At 70.3% G+C, this 18,539-nt stretch carries 19 protein-coding genes, 1 tRNA gene and 1 riboswitch; of the genes, 7 read left to right on the top strand and 13 right to left on the bottom strand.

What is annotated here, in order from left to right:
* Positions 1-46: 46 nt before the first annotated feature.
* Positions 47-1,567 (bottom strand): MFS transporter, encoded by a 1,521-nt coding sequence (locus tag ACFYXC_RS00720; protein WP_388916667.1) that lies wholly within the window; start codon positions 1,565-1,567, stop codon positions 47-49.
* A gap of 100 nt (positions 1,568-1,667) precedes the next feature.
* Positions 1,668-3,161, bottom strand: coding sequence for a DUF445 domain-containing protein (locus tag ACFYXC_RS00715; RefSeq protein ID WP_389545227.1), 1,494 nt, complete (start codon positions 3,159-3,161; stop codon positions 1,668-1,670).
* Positions 3,162-3,390: 229 nt separating this feature from the next.
* Between ACFYXC_RS00715 and ACFYXC_RS00710 the strand changes: the two genes are divergently transcribed.
* Positions 3,391-4,710 (top strand): SGNH/GDSL hydrolase family protein, encoded by a 1,320-nt coding sequence (locus ACFYXC_RS00710; RefSeq protein WP_389545224.1) that lies wholly within the window; start codon positions 3,391-3,393, stop codon positions 4,708-4,710.
* A gap of 203 nt (positions 4,711-4,913) precedes the next feature.
* Here the strand turns inward: ACFYXC_RS00710 and ACFYXC_RS00705 are convergent, their stop codons facing one another.
* The 4 genes from ACFYXC_RS00705 to ACFYXC_RS00690 all read right to left on the bottom strand — a co-directional run bounded on the left by ACFYXC_RS00705 (position 4,914) and on the right by ACFYXC_RS00690 (position 8,351).
* Positions 4,914-5,600 (bottom strand): DUF1707 domain-containing protein, encoded by a 687-nt coding sequence (locus tag ACFYXC_RS00705; protein ID WP_389546705.1) that lies wholly within the window; start codon positions 5,598-5,600, stop codon positions 4,914-4,916.
* 104 nt (positions 5,601-5,704) lie between these two features.
* A complete protein-coding gene (locus tag ACFYXC_RS00700) occupies positions 5,705-6,703 on the bottom strand; it encodes an ATP-binding cassette domain-containing protein (RefSeq protein WP_388916676.1) in 999 nt (332 codons plus the stop codon).
* 3 nt (positions 6,704-6,706) lie between these two features.
* A complete protein-coding gene (locus ACFYXC_RS00695) occupies positions 6,707-7,549 on the bottom strand; it encodes an ABC transporter permease (protein ID WP_389545220.1) in 843 nt (280 codons plus the stop codon).
* Entirely contained in the window at positions 7,542-8,351 is an 810-nt protein-coding gene (locus ACFYXC_RS00690; RefSeq protein WP_388916682.1) for an ABC transporter permease, read from the bottom strand. Before ACFYXC_RS00690 ends, ACFYXC_RS00695 begins: the two co-directional genes overlap by 8 nt.
* 210 nt (positions 8,352-8,561) lie before the next feature.
* Between ACFYXC_RS00690 and ACFYXC_RS00685 the strand changes: the two genes are divergently transcribed.
* The gene (locus ACFYXC_RS00685; protein WP_389545217.1) at positions 8,562-11,072 is read left to right on the top strand and encodes a transglycosylase domain-containing protein; all 2,511 of its coding nucleotides are present in this window, start codon (positions 8,562-8,564) and stop codon (positions 11,070-11,072) included.
* Between the two features lie 86 nt (positions 11,073-11,158).
* On the opposite strand, the gene sugE is transcribed toward ACFYXC_RS00685, so the two are convergent.
* From sugE to ACFYXC_RS00670, 3 genes are all read right to left on the bottom strand, one after another.
* Entirely contained in the window at positions 11,159-11,479 is a 321-nt protein-coding gene (gene sugE, locus ACFYXC_RS00680) for a quaternary ammonium compound efflux SMR transporter SugE (RefSeq protein ID WP_388916690.1), read from the bottom strand.
* 28 nt (positions 11,480-11,507) lie between these two features.
* Positions 11,508-11,569: riboswitch (guanidine-III (ykkC-III) riboswitch) on the bottom strand.
* Between the two features lie 122 nt (positions 11,570-11,691).
* On the bottom strand, positions 11,692-12,048 hold the full coding sequence (locus tag ACFYXC_RS00675; RefSeq protein WP_388916694.1) for a GroES family chaperonin: 357 nt from the start codon (positions 12,046-12,048) through the stop codon (positions 11,692-11,694).
* A gap of 120 nt (positions 12,049-12,168) precedes the next feature.
* Positions 12,169-12,507 carry a DUF3618 domain-containing protein gene (locus ACFYXC_RS00670; RefSeq protein ID WP_388916697.1) on the bottom strand — a complete coding sequence of 113 codons (339 nt, stop codon included), beginning with the start codon at positions 12,505-12,507 and terminating at the stop codon, positions 12,169-12,171.
* A 165-nt stretch (positions 12,508-12,672) separates the two neighbouring features.
* Between ACFYXC_RS00670 and bcp the strand changes: the two genes are divergently transcribed.
* The 4 genes from bcp (at position 12,673) to ACFYXC_RS00650 (ending at position 14,642) form a co-directional block, all read left to right on the top strand.
* On the top strand, positions 12,673-13,140 hold the full coding sequence (gene bcp, locus ACFYXC_RS00665) for a thioredoxin-dependent thiol peroxidase (RefSeq protein ID WP_388916700.1): 468 nt from the start codon (positions 12,673-12,675) through the stop codon (positions 13,138-13,140).
* A 157-nt stretch (positions 13,141-13,297) separates the two neighbouring features.
* Positions 13,298-13,960: an HNH endonuclease signature motif containing protein gene (locus ACFYXC_RS00660; RefSeq protein ID WP_389545212.1), complete on the top strand. Its 663-nt coding sequence runs from the start codon at positions 13,298-13,300 to the stop codon at positions 13,958-13,960.
* A complete protein-coding gene (locus tag ACFYXC_RS00655; RefSeq protein WP_389545209.1) occupies positions 13,957-14,505 on the top strand; it encodes an HNH endonuclease in 549 nt (182 codons plus the stop codon). Before ACFYXC_RS00660 ends, ACFYXC_RS00655 begins: the two co-directional genes overlap by 4 nt.
* Before the next feature lie 53 nt (positions 14,506-14,558).
* Positions 14,559-14,642 (top strand) — tRNA-Leu (locus ACFYXC_RS00650).
* Positions 14,643-14,715: 73 nt separating this feature from the next.
* Here ACFYXC_RS00650 and ACFYXC_RS00645 read toward each other — a convergent pair.
* Positions 14,716-15,405 carry an ArsR/SmtB family transcription factor gene (locus ACFYXC_RS00645; protein WP_389545206.1) on the bottom strand — a complete coding sequence of 230 codons (690 nt, stop codon included), beginning with the start codon at positions 15,403-15,405 and terminating at the stop codon, positions 14,716-14,718.
* Positions 15,406-15,596: 191 nt separating this feature from the next.
* On the opposite strand from ACFYXC_RS00645, the gene ACFYXC_RS00640 reads away from it, so the two are divergent.
* Positions 15,597-16,325, top strand: a complete 729-nt coding sequence (locus ACFYXC_RS00640) for a hypothetical protein (RefSeq protein WP_389545204.1) — start codon at positions 15,597-15,599, stop codon at positions 16,323-16,325.
* A gap of 115 nt (positions 16,326-16,440) precedes the next feature.
* On the opposite strand, the gene rdgB is transcribed toward ACFYXC_RS00640, so the two are convergent.
* The 3 genes from rdgB to rph form a co-directional block, all read right to left on the bottom strand.
* Complete coding sequence (rdgB, locus tag ACFYXC_RS00635) at positions 16,441-17,043, bottom strand: RdgB/HAM1 family non-canonical purine NTP pyrophosphatase (protein ID WP_389546702.1); 603 nt, start codon at positions 17,041-17,043, stop codon at positions 16,441-16,443.
* Positions 17,044-17,246: 203 nt separating this feature from the next.
* Entirely contained in the window at positions 17,247-17,651 is a 405-nt protein-coding gene (locus ACFYXC_RS00630; protein ID WP_388916712.1) for a hypothetical protein, read from the bottom strand.
* 148 nt (positions 17,652-17,799) lie between these two features.
* The gene (gene rph / locus ACFYXC_RS00625; protein ID WP_388916715.1) at positions 17,800-18,537 is read right to left on the bottom strand and encodes a ribonuclease PH; all 738 of its coding nucleotides are present in this window, start codon (positions 18,535-18,537) and stop codon (positions 17,800-17,802) included.
* Positions 18,538-18,539 lie beyond the last annotated feature (2 nt).

The following is an 18,539-nucleotide window of genomic DNA, read 5'->3' as shown; positions in this document are numbered from 1 at the left end:
CAGGGGGCCGACAGAGTACGCGTACTCAGTTCGGGCGGGTGAGGGCCTAAGCCTTGGCGCCCGCGCCCCTGCCTCCGCCTCCGTCCGCGCCCGTTCCCGTCTCCGGTGACGCGGCCGTCGACAGCGGGCTCGCGATGTCCTCCAGGGAGCGGCCCTCCGCCTTGACCGCGAGCGCCGCCGCGACGAGACCCGCCGCGCACATCAGGCCGGCGCCGATCTGGAAGGCGAGAACCGTGTCGCCGACGACCCCCGTGCTGGTCAGCTCGGCGAAGATCAGCGGGCCGCTGATGCCGCCGGCCGCGGTGCCGATGGCGTAGAAGAAGGCGATGGCCATCGCGCGGGTCTCCATCGGGAAGATCTCGGAGACCGTCAGGTACGCGCTGCTCGCGCCCGCCGACGCGAAGAACAGGACCACGCACCAGCAGGCGGTCAGGGTCGTCGCGCTCAGGGAGCCGCGGTCGAAGAGCCAGGCCGTGCCGAAGAGCAGGACGCCGGAGAGGATGTAGGTGGACGAGATCATGATGCGGCGGCCCACGGTGTCGAAGAACTTGCCGAGGAGCAGCGGGCCGATGAAGTTGCCGGCCGCGATGACGGCGAAGTAGTAGCCGGTCTTGCCGGTCGGCACGTCGAAGAACTCGGTGAGGATCGCGCCGAAGCCGAAGGTGATCGCGTTGTAGAGGAACGCCTGGCCGATGAAGAGGGACAGGCCCAGCACGGCGCGTTTGCGGTACGTCGAGAAGACCGTGCGGCCGATCTCCAGGAACCCGATGCTCTTGCGCTGGTGGATGGTGATCTCGCGGCCGTGCGGCGGCAGTTCGCGTCCGGTCTCCTCCTTGATCTGCCGCTCGGCGTCGGAGACCAGCCGTTCCGCTTCCTCGCCCTTGCCGTGGATGAACAGCCACCGTGGGCTCTCGGGGACGTTGCGGCGTACGAGCAGGATCACCAGGCCGAGGACGACGCCGAGGAGGAAGGTCAGCCGCCAGCCGACGTTCATCGCGAACAGGTCGGTGTCCAGCGCGACGATCGACAGGAGCGAACCGGCGATCGCGCCCAGCCAGAAGCTGCCGTTGATGATCAGGTCGACGCGGCCGCGGTACTTGGACGGGATCAGCTCGTCGATCGCCGAGTTGATGGCCGCGTACTCACCGCCGATGCCGAAGCCGGTCAGGAAGCGGAAGAGGAAGAACCACCAGGTGGAGAACGAGAACGCCGTCATGGCGGTCGCCGCCAGATACACGGCCAAGGTGACCATGAACAGTTTGCGGCGGCCGAAGATGTCCGTGAGGCGGCCGAAGAACAGGGCGCCCGCGCACGCTCCGGCCACATAGAGCGCCGCCGCCATCCCGGTGACCTGCGCGGCCGAGATCGGCAGACCGCTGCCCGACTCGGAGAGCCGGCCGGCGATGTTGCCGACGACGGTGACCTCCAGACCGTCCAGGATCCAGACGGTGCCGAGACCGATGACGATGGTCCAGTGCCAGCGGGACCAGGGCAGCCGGTCCAGCCGGGCGGGCACGGCGGTGGTGACGGCTCCGCTGCCCGCGGATCCAACGTCGGTCACTGCCATGGCGCCCTCCTGCGGCTCGGGGATACCTGCCCGAGTTCCCCGAAGCGCCCCCCTCTCACCTGCCACTTCTCCCGCCGGCGGGCGCCCCTTCGGTGCGCGCTCACGCCCCCAGTGCCTGCGACACCGTATAGATCAGCAGGCCCACCAGCGAGCCGACGACCGTGCCGTTGATCCGGATGAACTGCAGGTCGCGGCCGATGTGCGCCTCGATCTTCTTCGAGGTGTGCTCGGCGTCCCAGCCGGCGACGGTATCGGTGATCAGGGAGGTGATCTCGTCCCGGTACGTCGTCACGACGTACACCGCGGCGCCCTCCACCCAGCCGTCCACCTTGGCCTGGAGCCGCTGGTCGGTGGCCATCCGCGCGCCGAGCGACAGCAGCGAGGCCCGCACGCGCAGCCGCAGCTCGCTGCGCTCGTCCTCCGCGGCGGACACGATCATCTGCCGTACGGAGGACCAGGCGGACGCGATCAGGTCCTGGACCTCACCGCGGCCGAGGACCTCCCGCTTGAGGTTCTCCACCCGCGCCCGGGTGTCGGTGTCGGACTGGAGATCGGAGGCGAAGTCGGTGAGGAAGCGGTCGAGGGCGCCGCGCGCCGGGTGGGCGGGCATGTCACGCATCTCGGTGACGAAGCGCAGCAGCTCCTTGTAGACGCGCTCGCCGACCTTCTTGTCGACGAAGCGCGGGGTCCAGCCGGGGGCGCCGCCCTGCACGGCGTCCATCACCTGTTCGTTGTGCAGGACGAGCCAGTCGTGGGCGCGGACGCACACCAGGTCGACGACGCGCCGGTGGCCGCCGTCCGCGACGACCTTCTCCAGCGTCTTCCCTATGCCGGGGGCGATCTCCGCGGCGTCGGCCCGCCGGTTGATGGCCTCGCCGACGACGGCCTGCACGTCCGAGTCGCGGAGCACCGCGAGGGCGCCGCGCAGCGCGGTGGCCAGTTCCGCGGTCACCCGGTCGGCGTGCTCGGGGTCGGCCAGCCAGGTGCCGAGCCGGCTGCCGATGCCGACGGAGCGCAGCCGCTGCCGTACGACGTCCTGGGAGAGGAAGTTCTCCCCGACGAACTCGCCCAGGGAGATCCCGAGCTGGTCCTTCTTGGTCGGAATGATCGCGGTGTGCGGGATGGGCAGGCCCAGGGGCCGGCGGAAGAGCGCGGTGACGGCGAACCAGTCGGCCATCGCGCCGACCATGCCGGCCTCGGCGGCGGCGGCCACGTACCCCGTCCAGCCGCCCGCGCCGGAGTTCCCGGCCCACTTGGCGAGTACGTAGACGACGGCGACCAGGAGCAGCAGGCCGGTGGCCGTGAGCTTCATCCGGCGGACCCCCCGGATCTTCTCCTCGTCGGCGGGGCTGAACGAGTTCATCGCCCGGTTCGGCGCGGCGCGGTCGGCCCCCGCGGAGCCCTTGGACCCCCCGGAGCCCGACGACCCACCGGAGCCCGGCGACCCCGTGGAACCCGGTGGCTCCGCGGAACCGGGTGATTCCGCGGAGCTCTTCGGCCCCGTGGTGTTCGCCACACCGTCAGGGCGGGAAGGCTGGCCTTCCGGGCCCTTTTTCCCAGGTTCATCCTGTTTCGTGCGTTCCATCCACTCCATCCGTTCCCGGTCCCCCATAACGCATTGTCCCAACCTGACCGACTCCTGGAACGGAACAGGAGTTCCCGGCGTCTGTCCGGGCGGGGAGTTTCAGCGGGGCCGTCGAGGCCCCGCGGACCCCGGCGGGACCTTGGGGGGTCCTGTCGGGTTCCTTCCACGCCATGCCTCATCATGGGGTGATCACATCGGAGCCATGGGCTCCCACTTTTTCCGAGGAGACACGCACCGCATGACCAAGCGTCACGGTTATGCCTTGCTGGCCGCGATCGTCGCAGTGATCGTCGTCATCTCAGCCGCCATATACGTCGGAGTCGCCGCCGACGACGGCGGGGAACCCACCGTGGCCGGTGGCCGCGGCACGAACAACGCGGCGGCCCCCGCCTCCGCCGGCACCTGGGTGGGCGCCTGGTCGGCGTCCCCGGCCGGACCGGAGCCGGGCACCGAGGTGAACGGCATGGCGGGCCGTTCGGTACGCAACGTGGTGCACGTGGGGATCGGCGGCACCTCGGCCCGGATCACCCTCTCCAACCTGTACGGACAGCAGCCGCTCACCATCACGCACGCCTCCGTCGCCCTCGCGGCCGGCGCGGACGAGGCCGCCGCGGCCACCGGCACCATGCGGCGCCTCACCTTCGGCGGCCGCCCCTCGGTGGTGGTGCCCGCCGGACAGCAGGTGATCAGCGACGCCGTACGGCTGCTGGTCCCGCACGACACGGACGTCCTCGTGACGACGTACTCGCCGATCCCGTCCGGGCCCGTCACCTACCACCCGCAGGCACGGCAGATCTCGTACACCGCGGAAGGCGACCGCACGCAGGACGTCAGCGGTGTCGCCTACACCGGGCAGACGCCCTACTGGCGCTATGTGACCGCGGTGGACGTGCTGAGCAACGAGGCACACGGCACGGTCGTCGTCATCGGCGACTCGCTCACCGACGGAAGCACCTCGTCCGTCGGCGAGAACCGGCGCTGGACGGACGTCCTCTCCGACCGGCTGCGCGCCCGCGACTCGGACGGGCCCCGCTACAGCGTGGTCAACCAGGGGATCAGCGGCAACCGGGTCCTGACCAGCGGACTCGGCCGCCCCGCCGAGAACCCGAGCGGGCTGGTCCGCTTCGACCGTGACGTGCTCGGCCGCACCAACGTCAAGGCCGTCGTGATCGCCCTCGGCGTCAACGACATCCTGCGCACGCCCCACGAGACCGACGCGGGCCGGATCACCGCCGGGCTGCGCGAACTGCGGCGGCTGGCCCACGCCCGGGGTCTCCGGGTCGTCGGTGTCACGCTGATGCCCTTCCAGGGGCATCGCGGCTACCGGCCCCACCTGGAGGAGACCCGCCAGGCCGTCAACGCCCGGATCCGCTCCGGCGGGGTCTTCGACGCCTACGCCGACTTCGACAAGGCGCTCCGCGATCCGTACAACCCGCGGCGGCTGCGCTCGCACTACGACTCGGGTGATCACCTCCACCCGAGCGACAAGGGGTACGAGCGTATGGCCGACGTCTTCGACCTCGAGTCCCTGAAGGGGGCGGCTCCGGCCCAGTTGTAGGGGGTCCTGCGGCCCGATGGGGGGCGGGCCGCGCAGTTCCTGGCGGCCCTGAGGGGGAGCAAAGGATTGCGCCGTTCCCCGCGCCCCCAAGAGCGAAAGACTGCGCCGTTCCCCGCGCCCCTGAAGGGGCACAAGATTGCGCCGTTTCCCGCGCACCTGAAGGGGGCGTTGTCCGTGCCCCTGGAGACGAAGAGGGCGGGCTCTCAGTCTCGGCGCGGGTTCAGTTCTCCTCGTCGTGCGGCTCGGCGGGCCTCCTTCAGGCGGTGTCGCTCCGCACGGGAGACCTTGCGCTCGATGCCCACCCCGCCCCAGAAGGCGAAGCCGGTCACCACGACCCGCGGAGCGCCCGGCTCACCGGGCACCCCCTCCTGCCCGTGGTCGAACCCGCCCATGATCCCGATCCCCCGGACGACGACCTCGACACCCGGCGGCACGATCACGTTCACCCCGCCCATGATCGCGAAGCAGTTGACGACCACCTCGCCCGCCGCGAAGTTCGCCTCACGCAGGTCGATGACACACCCGCCCCAGAAGGCGACGGAGTTGAACCTGCGCGGCGCCGTCCAGTGCCCCTTGCGCTCGAACCCCGACATGACCGCCACGCCCCACTGGGCCGGCGCCGAGGGGCCCGCGTCACCGACGATCCGGCTCGCCCAGTCCCCCGCCGCCGGCGGCCGCTTCACCATCGACACGGCCGGCGCGGGAGCGGCGACGCCCGGCGCGGGCAGATCCCGCGTGATCGGCTCCAACTCCCCGTACGTACGCGCCTTGTACGTCGCCTCCAGCCGTTCCCCGAACTCGTCCATGTCCAGGCGGCCCTCGGCGACGGCCTCCCTCAACACCTCGGCGACCTGTTCACGGTCGGCGTCGGAGGCACGCAGCTCGGGCAGCCCGCCAGGAGGTGGTCCGCCGACAGGTGGTCCGCCGGGGCGTCCGCCCGGGAGTTCGTCCGTCATGGCAGAAGCCTACGAGGTCGCCTTCGCCGCGGGTAAGGCTACGAGGCCGCCTTCTCCGCGTACATACGGCTGATGACCGCCTCGATGTCGGGTTCCCGTACCGACAGGTCCACCAGCGGGTACTCGGCCGCGATCCGCGCCACCAGCGGCGCCGCCGACTGCGCCGCCGGGAACGCGAGCCACTGCCGCGGCCCCTCCACCTTCACCACCCGCGCCGACCCCACGTCGATGGGCGGCAGTTCGCGCTCCAGGTCCACGACGAGCGTCCGCTCGCTCTCCCCTATCTCGTGCAGCCCGGTCAGCGGCCCGTCGTACATCAGGCGCCCGTGGTCGATGACCATCACACGCCGGCACAACTGCTCGATGTCGGACAGGTCGTGGGTCGTCAGGAGGACCGTCGTGCCCCGGTCCGCGTTGAGGTCCCGCAGGAACTCCCGCACCCGCACCTTGCTGACCACGTCGAGCCCGATCGTCGGCTCGTCCAGGTACAGCACCTCGGGGTCGTGCAGCAGCGCCGCCGCGATGTCCCCGCGCATCCGCTGCCCGAGCGAGAGCTGCCGCACGGGCACGTCCAGCAGGGCACCCAGCTCCAGCAGTTCCACGCACCGGTCGAGGTTCTCGGCGTACCGCGCGTCGGGGATCCGGTACATCCGGTGCATCAGCCGGTACGAGTCGATCAGCGGGAGGTCCCACCACAGGGTGGTGCGCTGCCCGAACACCACCCCGATGCGCTGTGCGAGCCGGGTGCGTTCGCGGGACGGGTCGATGCCCGCGACCCGCAGGCGCCCGCCGCTCGGCGTGAGGATGCCGGTGAGCATCTTGATGGTGGTGGACTTCCCCGCCCCGTTCGGCCCGATGTAGCCGACCATCTCGCCGCGCGACACGGTGAAGGAGATCGAGTCGACCGCCCGCACCTCCCGTCGCTCACTGCGCAGGAAACCGGTCTTCTTGCGTACGTCGAAGACCTTCTCGACGCGGTCGAGGTGGATGAAGCCGGTGTCGGGATGGGATGAGTGAGTACTGACGTCGGTGTCCACGAACTAGCTCCCCGTGCTCCGGTACGAACGAAGGCCCGCCCGCCAGGCGACACCCGACAGCAGGCAGCAGGCGGTGGCCACGAGCGGCGGCAGGAACGCCACCCACTGCGGCAGGTCGAGCGGATACGGCAGCCCCAGCACGTACAGCGCGGGCAGCCAGTTGACGAAGGCCAGCGGCAGCACGAAGGTCACCCCGCGCACCAGGTCCTTCGCGAAGACGGACGGCGGATACTGCAGCAGTGTGGTGCCGCCGTACGTGAACGCGTTCTGCACCTGGGACGCGTCCTGCGCGACGAACTGGAAGGCCCCGCCCGCCACGAACACCGCCCCGAAGATCGCGGCCCCGCTGACCACCATCACCGGCATCAGCAGCAGCTTCACCGGGGTCCACGCGATGTCGACCACCGTGAGCGCGTACCCGAGGACCAGCAGCCCCTGCGTGATCCGGCCCAGGCGGCGCAGCGCGAACCGGTCCGCGGCGACCTGCGCGAGCACCGGCGCGGGGCGGACGAGCAGCGTGTCGAGCGTGCCGTCGCGCACCCGCTGCCCCAGCCGGTCCATCGACCCGAGCGTCAGGTCGGCGAGGCCGAACGCGGCGCTGGACAGCCCGTACAGGAACGCCACCTCGCCCAGCGAGTAGCCGCCCAGCTCGTCGACCCGCGAGAACATCAGCAGGATCGCCACGAAGTCGAGCACGGTCCCCGCGAAGTTGCCGAAGAGGGTCATCGCGAAGGACGCGCGGTACGCCATCGTCGAGCGGATCCACATCCACGCGATCAGCCGGTAGGCGCGCAGCCCGCCCACCAGACGCGCGTGCCACTCCTGGCGTTCCTCCAGGTCAGCCACCCTGGACCACCACCCTGCGCGTCGCCGCCGACTGGACCAGCCGTCCCACCGCGAGCAGCGCGGCCGCCCAGGCGGCCTGGAAGGCGTACGTACGCACCAGCGCCCACCCCGTGCGCTCACCGAGGAACACGTCCGCGGGCGCCTGCAACAGCGCCGACCAGGGCAGCACACGGGCCACCTCACCGAGCGCGCCCGGGAACACGTTCAACGGCAGCGTCATCCCGGAGAAGAACAGCCCCGCCAGCACGGCCAGCTGCTGCACACCCACCCCGTCCATGAACCAGAACGCCGCCAGCGCCACCAGATAGCGGATCGCGTAACTCACCAGGACCCCGAGCACCACGGCGACGAGGAACGCCACCCAGGTCCCGGCACCGGCCGGCAGCGCGAGCGGGAAGACGAGCGCGCCGAACACCATCGGCACCACCCCACGCCCCAGCAACTGGAACGCGGCCCGCCCCGCGTCGGCCGCCAGCCACCACGACTGGAGGTCGACCGGCCGGTAGAGGTCGATCGCGATGTCACCCGTACGGATTCTCTCGATCAGCTCGTCCTCGAAGCCGCCGCCCATCACCGCGACCACCGACAGCAGCCCCTGCCCCACCCACACGTACGTCACCGCCTGGGACTGGTCGTACCCGCCCAGACCCGGCCTCTCGTCCCACAGCGCGATGTACGTGTACGCCAGGATCAGGCCGAAAACCGTGTTCGTGAACACTCCCGCGGCGGTGGCCACCCGGTAGGTCGCGTACCGTCGGAAGCCACCCGCCGCGACGGCCGCGTACAGCCTCCAAGCCCGCACCACTTGCCCTCTCCAGCCGTTCCGAGCCAAAGCGCTGGAGCCTAGTGGCGGGACCGGACCGCGCGCCACGCATTTTCTTCGCGCCCCCGCTCACGACGCGTGCCACGTGCCGGGAACGAATCGCCGGATGCGACAGTCTTCAAAGGGAGGGCGCACCAGGCGTACGAGGGCGTACCAGACGTACGACGTGAAACAGGAGCACGGCACACGATGAACGACCAGCCGCAGCCGCAGCAGCCGAGCGAGGGCTGGGCACCGAGGGACCCCGACAACGCCTCCGCGGCGGCACCGGGCACACCCGGCGGAGCACCACCGGACACACCCGGCTCCGATACCGGTTCCGACAGCGGTCCCCTTTCCGGTTCCGGTTCCGGTTCCGATCCCGGTTCCGATCCCGGTTCCGGCAAGAAACCGAAGCGACCCAAGCGCACGGGATGGAAGCGCGTGATCCCGACCTGGCGGATCGTGCTCGGCACGTTCGTCATCGGCATCCTGCTGCTCGTCGGCGTGTTCGCGCTCGGCTACCAGCTGGTGAAGATCCCGTCGGCGAACGCCACCGCGACCAAGCAGAGCAACGTCTACCTGTACGCGGACGGCAGCCAGCTCGCCCGCGACGGCGAGGTGAACCGGGAGAACGTGAACCTGGCGCTGATCTCCAAGGACGCCCAGCACGCGGTCCTGGCCGCCGAGGACCGCGACTTCTACACCGAGTCGGCCGTCGATCCCAAGGCGATGATCCGCGCCGGCTGGAACACCGCCACCGGCAAGGGCAAGCAGTCCGGGTCGACGATCACCCAGCAGTACGTGAAGAACTACTACCTGGCACAGGAGCAGACGGTCACGCGGAAGGTGAAGGAGTTCTTCATCTCGATCAAGCTGGACCGTGAGAAGAGCAAGGACGACATCCTCGAGGGCTACCTCAACACCAGCTACTTCGGCCGCAACGCCTACGGCATCCAGGCCGCCGCGCAGGCGTACTACGGCGTCGACGCCAAGGCCCTGACGGTCGGTCAGGGCGCCTACCTCGCGGCGCTCCTGAACGCGCCGAGCGAGTACGACGTCGTCGCGCACCCCGAGAACAAGCCGTCGGCCCTGGCCCGCTGGAACTACGTCCTCGACGGCATGGTCAAGAAGAAGTGGATCAGCGGGTCGAAGCGCGCGGCCGTCACGTTCCCCGCGCCCAAGGAGACGGTGATCGCGGCCGGGATGTCCGGCCAGCGCGGCTACATCGTCAAGGCCGTCAACGACTACCTCGCCGACCACAAGATCCTCGACGAGGACACCCTGAACGCGGGCGGCTACCGCATCACGACCACCCTGCAGAAGCCGAAGCAGGACGCCTTCGTGAAGGCCGTCGACGACCAGGTGATGGACGAACTCGACAAGAAGAACCGCAAGGTCGACAACTACGTCCGCGCGGGCGGCGCCTCCATCGACCCGAAGACCGGCAAGGTCGTCGCGATGTACGGCGGCATCGACTACACGAAGCAGTACTACAACAACGCGACGCGCCGCGACTACCAGGTCGGCTCCATCTTCAAGCCGTTCGTGTTCACCTCGGCCGTGCAGAACGACTCGGTCACGCAGGACGGCCGCACCATCACCCCGAACACGGTCTACGACGGCACGAACGAACGCCCCGTGGAGGGCTGGGACGGCGGCCGGTACGCACCCGAGAACGAGGACCAGGTCTCGTACGGCCAGATCCCCGTCCGCACCGCCACCGACAAGTCCGTCAACTCCGTGTACGCGCAGATGGCGGTGGACGTCGGCTCCGCGAAGGTCGAGCAGACCGCCGTGGACCTGGGTGTCCCGGCCGACACCCCCGACCTGAACGCGTCCCCGTCCATCGCCCTCGGGACGGCCACCGCCAGCGTCCTCGACATGGCGGAGGCGTACGCGACACTCGCCAACCACGGCAAGCACGGCACGTACACCATGATCGAAAAGATCACGAAGGACGGCTCGGAGGATGTGAGACTGCCCGGCAGGAAGACCAGGCAGGCCGTGAGCCGGGAAGCCGCCGACACCACGACCTCCGTCCTGCAGAGCGTCGTCGAGGGCGGCACCGGCACGGCCGCGCAGGCCGCCGGACGGCCCGTGGCGGGCAAGACCGGCACCGCGGAGGAGGACAAGGCGGCCTGGTTCGCCGGCTACACCCCGAACCTCGCCACCGTCGTCGCCGTGATGGGCCAGGACCCCGACACGGGCGAACACAAGGCGCTGTACGGGGCGCTCGGGCAGCAGCGCATCAACGGCGGCGGCTACCCGGCGCAGATCTGGGCCCAGTACACGAAGGCCGCGCTCAAGGGCGTGGCGGTCCAGGACTTCGACCTGGAGCTCCAGTCGGGCGCCGGGCAGCAGGAGCTCCCGCCGGCCGACCCCGGCGACGAGGAGACCGGCACGGGGGGCACCACCGGGGACGGCGGGACGACCACCGGCGGCGAGGAGACCCCGGACACCCAGGGCCAGGACAACGGCGGCACCACGACCGACGGCGGCACCACCGGAGACGGCGGGACCCCGACGGACGGCGGCACGACCGGCGACGGCGGCACGGGCGGCACCACCGGAGACGGCGGCACGACGACCGACGGCGGCACCACCGGCGACGGCGACACGGGCGGCACCACCGGAGACGGCGGCACGACGACCGACGGCGGCACCACCGGCGACGGCGCGGACGGAGGCACGGGGACGACGTTCGGGGGCTTCCCGTAGCCCCGGGCAGCCCAGCCGGCCCTGCTGGTGGCGAGAGGTCGCCCTCAGCCCGCCGCTGGTGGCCGGTGGTCGCCTTCAGGCCGCCGCTAGTGGCCGGAGGTCGCCTTCAGGCCGATGACGGCCACCAGCAGCAGGCAGACGAAGAAGATCCGGGCGGCGGTCGCCGGTTCACCGAGCACCGCCATGCCGTAGACCGCCGCCCCGGCCGCCCCGATGCCCACCCAGACGCCGTACGCGGTACCGATGGGCAGTGTCTTCGCCGCGTACGACAGCAGAAGCATGCTGGCGACGATGCCGGCACCGGTGAGCACGCTGGGCACAAGCCGCGTGAACCCCTCGGTGTACTTCATACCGACCGACCAGCCGACCTCCAGCAGACCGGCGACGACAAGCAGGACCCAGGCCATCAGGCACCTCCGTGAAGGAATCAACAGGGGTGCGTCGTCTTTGCCTGTCCCGGTACGGCGCGTCTCGTCGGGTACCTCAACGGTAGCAACGGGGAGCGGGAGACAGCCGGAAGGGGCTGGTGACAACGGTCATCAGCCCCTTCCGCACGCCGGGTACGCGCTGCGTGGCCGCGCGGGTCCGCGCTGCTCGGTGCGCGGTGTGCGCCGGTCTCTCAGAGATACAGCCCCGTGGAGTCCTCGGATCCCTCGAACCGGTCCGCCGCCACGGCGTGCAGGTCCCGCTCGCGCATCAGCACGTACGCGGTGCCGCGCACCTCCACCTCGGCACGGTCCTCCGGGTCGTACAGCACCCGGTCGCCCGGCTCCACCGTCCGCACGTTCTGCCCGACCGCGACGACCTCGGCCCACGCGAGCCGCCGGCCGACCGCCGCGGTCGCGGGAATGAGGATGCCGCCACCGGACCGGCGCTCGCCCTCGGCGGCGTCCTGCCGCACCAGCACACGGTCGTGCAGCATCCGGATGGGCAGCTTGTCGTCCTGGCTGCTGTGCTCAGTCCTCTTGGCGCTCACAGTCCGAACTTACCTGCCTTCGCGCCGCCCGTACGCAGGCGGGGTACGGGTACGTAGGTACGGTACGGCCGGGTGCACGGGTGGTTGCACTGGCGGGTGCACGGATGGGTTCGGCTGGGTTCAGCGCCTGCGGCGCCTGGTGCTCAGGGTCAGCAGGCCCACGACGCCGACCACCACGAGGGCCACCGGCACGATGCGGTCCAGCCGCGGCGCCCCGTCCTCCGTGACGAACCGCCCCTTCACATCACCGACGACGCGGTTGACGCCGACGTAGGCCCGTCCGAGGGTGTGGTCGACGCTGGACGCCATCTTGGCCTTGGCGTCCCCGACGATGGTCTTCGGGTGCACCCGCACACCGATCTCGTCGAGCGTCTCGGCGAGGTTGTCGCGACGGCGTTTGATGTCCGCCTCGATCTGCGCCGGAGTCCTGGTGTCCGGCGTGCTCGACGTGTCCGACACGCGCTGCCTCCGTAGTCGTGGTCGTTCCTTCTCGTGGCCTGTTCCCGTCGGCCCCGTCATTAATCGACGATCGACAGTCTGTCAGCTTCACCCCGCCGCGCACCGCCCGGCACCCCCATTACGCTCGGTTCCGTATCCACGACCTCGCAAGGAGACCGAACCGAGATGAGCGAGCGACTCCAGCCCGGCGACACCGCCCCCGCCTTCACCCTGCCCGACGCCGACGGCAACGAGGTGTCCCTTGCCGACCACAAGGGCCGCAAGGTCATCGTCTACTTCTACCCGGCCGCTCTGACACCGGGCTGCACGAAGCAGGCATGCGACTTCACGGACAACCTGGACCTGCTCGCGGCCGCCGGCTACGACGTCATCGGCGTCTCCCCCGACCAGCCCGAGAAGCTCGCCAAGTTCCGCGAGAAGGAGAACCTCAAGGTCACGCTGGTCGGCGACCCGGACAAGAAGGTGCTGGACGCGTACGGCGCCTTCGGCGAGAAGAAGAACTACGGCAAGACGTACATGGGTGTGATCCGCTCCACGATCGTGGTGGACGAGGAGGGCAAGGTCGAACACGCCCTTTACAACGTCCGGGCCACCGGCCACGTAGCCAAGATCATCAAGGACCTGGGAGTCTGAGCCCGGCGTCTCCTCGGCTCTCGCCCCCCTCCCGTCCCGGCCCCGGCCCGCCCCGCTTTCGCGGTGCGGGCCGCTCCTCATTCCGGACGTGACCATCCGATAACCGGTTCGTTACTCCGTACGAGGCGGCGAACACGCGGCCGGAACGGAGGGGGCCATGCCGGTCAGCCCGTACACGAGGACCCGACTGCACGAGGCAGCAAGCTCGTCACGAACACTGTCGGAGGCACTGGGGAAGCTGGGGGTGGATCCGAAGAGCCCGACGCGCGATTACCTTCGGGGACGCATGAAGAAGATGGGAGTGGACACTTCGCACTTCGAGCCGGAGGGAGCGAAGTGGACCAAGGAGATCCTCGAACCGGTGGTCGCCGCCTCCAGGAGTGTCAGCGAGGTGGTGCGGCGAATCGGGCTCGACTCCGTGGGCGGCCATCACACCAACATCGCTCGGCGCATCAAGGCGTACGGACTGGACATCTCGCACTTCACCAGGGTCGTCCGCACCGAGAAGATGCGCCACAACCAGCGCCGCAGGACAGCCGAGGAGATCCTTGTCGAGGACTCCTCCCCGCAGGCGACGCGTACGCCCGGCAGTCGGCTCAAGAGGGCGATGCGCGAGCTGGGTATCGAGGAACGATGCGCCTTGTGTTCGATCCACCCGGTATGGCTGGGCGAGCCTTTACCGCTCGAGGTCGACCACATCGACGGGAACTGGCGAAACAACCGGGCCGAGAACCTGCGCTTCCTCTGCCCGAATTGCCACTCCACTACGGACACCTATCGCGGCCGGGCCAAAGGGCGCACCCGGGGCAAAGCCGCATGAGCGACGGCGCCCACTACATCGATGGACAGGTGGGCTTTCGCCCTGGCCGCAGCCATCCCGAGCACGGGGCCAGACCCACACCCGACGATCTGCGCAGGGCGGTGACCGAAGCTGCCTCCATCGCAGAAGTGCTTCGTCGTCTCAACCGGCCGGACAACGGCGCACAGCGCCGGCTGCTGCACCGATGGATCACCGAGGAACAGCTCACCACGTCCCATTTCCTGGGCCGGAGACACAACCGTGGAAAGCCGGGCACGACCCCGGCCCGATCAGCGGATGCCGTACTGACCAGACACAGCGGAGAACGCCGGACGGCAACGAAGGTCCTCCGGCGGGCCCTTGCCGAGATCGGTGTGCCTGAGCGATGCGCCCGGTGCGATACCCCACCGGAGTGGCTCGGCAGGCCGATGACACTGGAGGTGGACCACATCAACGGAGACCGGTTCGACAACCGCCCCGAAAACCTGCGGCTGCTGTGCCCCAACTGTCATGCGCTCACCAGGACCTGGTGCCGAGGGAGCAGCGGAAGCCGACGATCGGCGTGACACGAACTCGCACCTCCGGGCGGCCGGACGACCGGTACGATGTCAAGCGACTGGCGGCGGTGGCGCAGAGGTGACGCAGCAGACTTAGGATCTGTGGCCCGTGAAACGGCTTGAGGGTTCGAATCCCTTCCGCCGCACAGCAGCGGCCTGCGAATCAACCATCGATTCGCAGGCCGTTTTTGGATCTCCGCCCCGAGACGGTCGGACCCATCATTCGGCCGGCAGCGCGAACCACCGCAGCAGCACCGGCTTCGCGTCCGGCGGAGCGTCCTCCGGCCCCCGGGCGAACCGGGCCAGGAGCTCCAGGTACGCGTCGTGGAACTCGGTCACCTCGCCCTTCGTGAGGTGGCTGAGGCTTCGGGAACCACGCATCCACCCCCCGGACTCCGCCCGCCCCTCCGTGAACCGCTCGGCCAGCGCGATGTCCTCGTCGAGCCGCATCCGGTCCAGGGCGCCCGCCACCGCCCGCTCCCCCTCGGTCATCTCGTCCTGCGCCGGCCTGCGTACGTCCAGTCCGCGTACCGCCCGCCACCAGCGCTCACGACTGTTGGGCCGCTCCGGTACGTCTTCGATGAAGCCGCCGCGCTCCAGGCGGCGCAGGTGGTAGCTGAGGGTTCCGGTGTTCTCCCCGAGGGCGCCGGCGAGGGTCGTGGAGGTCGCCGGGCCGGAGACCGCGAGGTGACGGAGGATCCTCAACCGCAGCGGGTGGGCGAGGGCTTTGAGAGCCGCCGGGTCACTGACCGTGCGCCGCTGGCCGCCCCCGTTCACATCCGGGCCCGTAGCGGGGTCCGGGGCCGTGACGGGGCCCGGGTCCGGGTCCGGGTCCGGGTCCGGGTCCGCAACAGGTTCCGCATCCGTGGCGGGGGTCGGCGCGGGCTGGAGCTCGCCTTCATCGCTCATGCCGGCAGCCTACCGTTCGGCACAGCCGAAGCTCTGCAGAGTGAATTCTGCAGAAGTTTCTCTGCAGATCTTCCCTTGCAGAGGAAACGCTGCAATCGTTGAGGCAGGCGGACGCTTCTGCCCGACTCGTCGTCACACATCACTCACGCGTCACTTGTCACGCATCGCCCGTCACACCACAGGAGGCCCTCATGTTCCGTGCCCGACGTCGTCTCGTCATGGCGTTGTCCGCCGTCGCCCTCGCCACCGCGAGTGTGAGCGCGGCGACAGCGGCGCCCGCACACGCCGGTGCCAGTGCCGACGCCAGTGCCGGCGCGGACGCGCAGGAGCGGGCCTTCCAGGACTGCCCCGCCCTCGCCGAGCTGCCCGACGGCGCCCGACCGGCGGACTGGCGCTGCGAGGCGATGACCGCCGTCGGGCATCTCACCCTCGGCCGGGTCGAGGTGCCCATCGACGAGCCCTTGGCGATCACCTTCGCGGAGGGCACGGTCGACGGCGAGTTCCGTCAGGTGTTCGGCGCGATGGCCGCCACTCCCCTACGAGTTCGGGGAACACCTCTGTCGATCACGCCCCGGTACGGCGGGTACTCCGACTTCGAGAGCAACGACGAGCGGCGGGGCGAGCTGGATCTGACGTTCGGGATAACCGGGCCCGGCCTGCCGTCCGGTTGTTCCATAGGCAGCACGACGGCCCCGGTCCACCTGGTGCTGCTGGAGACGGACCCGCCGAAGGTCGTCACGCCGGATCCGCTGGTCGTCACTTTCGGGGTCGAGGACAACCGCTTCGCGATACCCAGGACTTCGGGCTGCGGCCTACTGGGCCCCGTGCTCGACAAGGCGCTGCGGCTTCCGGCACCGGCGGGGGTGAACAGCATCGACCTGGACGCCCGAGTGACGATGCGCTCGTACAGCGAGAGCTAGGAGGAGCGGTCGGGGACGCATCCCCGGGGCGCGGCCCGGCCCGACGCCTGCCCGGCCCGACGCCTGCCCGGCCCGGTGACGCCTCAGCCCAGCCGTTCCTCAGCCCTGTGGCCCCTCAGCCCAGTAGTTCCTGCACCACCGGGACCAGTTCGCGGAACGCCTTGCCGCGGTGGCTGATCGCGTTCTTCTCGTCGGGGGACAGTTCCGCGCAGGTGCGGGTGTCGCCGTCGGGCTGGAGGATCGGGTCGTACCCGAAGCCGTTGGCGCCGGCGGGCTCGTGGCGGAGCGTGCCCCGCAGGCGGCCTTCCACCACGCGTTCGGTGCCGTCGGGCAGGGCGAGGGCGGCGGCGCAGGCGAAGTGGGCGGCGCGGTGTCCGTCGGCGATGTCGCCGAGTTGGGCGAGGAGGAGCCTGAGGTTGGCCTGGTCGTCGCCGTGGGTGCCGGACCAGCGGGCGGAGAAGATGCCGGGGGCGCCGCCGAGCACGTCGACGCAGAGGCCGGAGTCGTCGGCGACGGCGGGAAGGCCGGTGGCGCGGGCGAGGGCGTGGGCTTTGAGGAGGGCGTTCTCGGCGAAGGTGACGCCGGTTTCCTTCACGTCGGGGATCTCCGGGTAGGCGTCCGCGCCGACGAGGTCGTGCTGCAGACCTGCGGCGGCGAGGATCGCCCTCAGCTCGGTGATCTTTCCGGGGTTGCGGGTGGCGAGGATCAGGCGGCTCATGGTGCTCACCCTAGCCAGGTGGGCGGTGTCGCCGGGGTGCCGCCCGTCACCGTCCACCCGCCGCCCACGGGCGGTCGAGGTCATCGCCGCCGGTGACGTCACCGCCGGCCGGTCGAGGTCACCGCGGACGGTCGACGTCACCACCGGCCACCGGTGTGACCGCCGGCCGATGCTGTCCCGGGCCGTTCGCGCCGCCCGGTGCCTTACGGGGTGCAGACCTTGGTCAGCTCGCCGGCCGCGTCGGTGACGGAGCCGATGTCCGGGGTCGGGTCGCCGTCCCTGATGGCGGTCCGGACGTCAGTGACCGCAGCCTGGAGGTCGTCCACGGCCTTGTTGATGTCGGTGTCGTCGGTCTTGTCGCCGATGGTGTCGAGGTTCTTGTCGATCGAGTCGAGTGCCTCGTCCGCCTGGGTCGGGTCGTTCGAGGCGTTCTCCACGGCCTGCTGGAGGTCGGTGACGCTGTCGGCGATCGTGTCGGCGGTCTGGACGCAGTCGAGGGCCTTGTTGACGGCATCGCAGCCGGTGGTCAGTCCGGCGGTCAGTGCGACGGCTGCCACGGCCGCGGCGACGGCGGTGATGCGGCGGGGTCGGCGGCGGCTCGCGGCCATGGAACGGTCCTCCCGTTGGTCAGGCCCGCGGAGGGCCCCCGGTTCGGTACTGGCCGGGCGGCACTCGTGTGCCGTGCGCCCGCATCTGTAGGGACGCGGCGGCCGGTGCCGTGGTTGCCCGCGACCTCCGGCCGACTTGGTACGTCCTTTACCTTTCGAGGACGGTATCAAGTGCCGTGCGCTGGGCGACAGCGAGTTCCGTGCAGCCGAGGACGGCGAGGTCGAGAAGGGAGTTGAGCTCGTCGCGGGCGAACGGCTCGGCCTCGGCGGTGCCCTGGACCTCGACGAAGCGGCCGTCGCCGGTGCAGACGACGTTCATGTCGGTGTCGGCGCGGACGTCCTCCTCGTAGCAGAGGTCGAGGAGGGGGATGCCGCCGACGATGCCGACGGAGACGGCGCTGACCGTGCCGGTGAGGGGCTGGCGGTTGGCCTTGATGAGCTTCTTGCCCTGCGCCCAGGAGACGGCGTCCGCGAGGGCGACGTAGGCGCCGGTGATGGCGGCGGTGCGGGTGCCTCCGTCGGCCTGGAGGACGTCGCAGTCCAGGACGATGGTGTTCTCGCCGAGTGCCTTGTAGTCGATGACGGCGCGCAGGGAGCGGCCGATGAGCCGGCTGATCTCGTGGGTGCGGCCGCCGATCTTGCCGCGGACGGATTCGCGGTCGCCGCGGGTGTTCGTGGCGCGGGGAAGCATGGAGTACTCGGCGGTCACCCAGCCCTCGCCGCTGCCCTTGCGCCAGCGCGGGACGCCTTCGGTGACGGAGGCGGTGCAGAAGACCTTCGTGTCACCGAAGGAGACGAGGACGGAGCCCTCGGCGTGCTTGCTCCAGCCGCGTTCGATGGTGATCGGGCGGAGCTGTTCGGGCGTGCGGCCGTCGATGCGAGACATGG

Origin of the sequence: Streptomyces sp. NPDC002701, assembly GCF_042889045.1 — a bacterium.
Taxonomy (GTDB): Bacteria; Actinomycetota; Actinomycetes; order Streptomycetales; family Streptomycetaceae; genus Streptomyces.
Note: the sequence above shows the minus strand (reverse complement) of the source record. Positions and strands in the feature narration are given on the sequence as shown.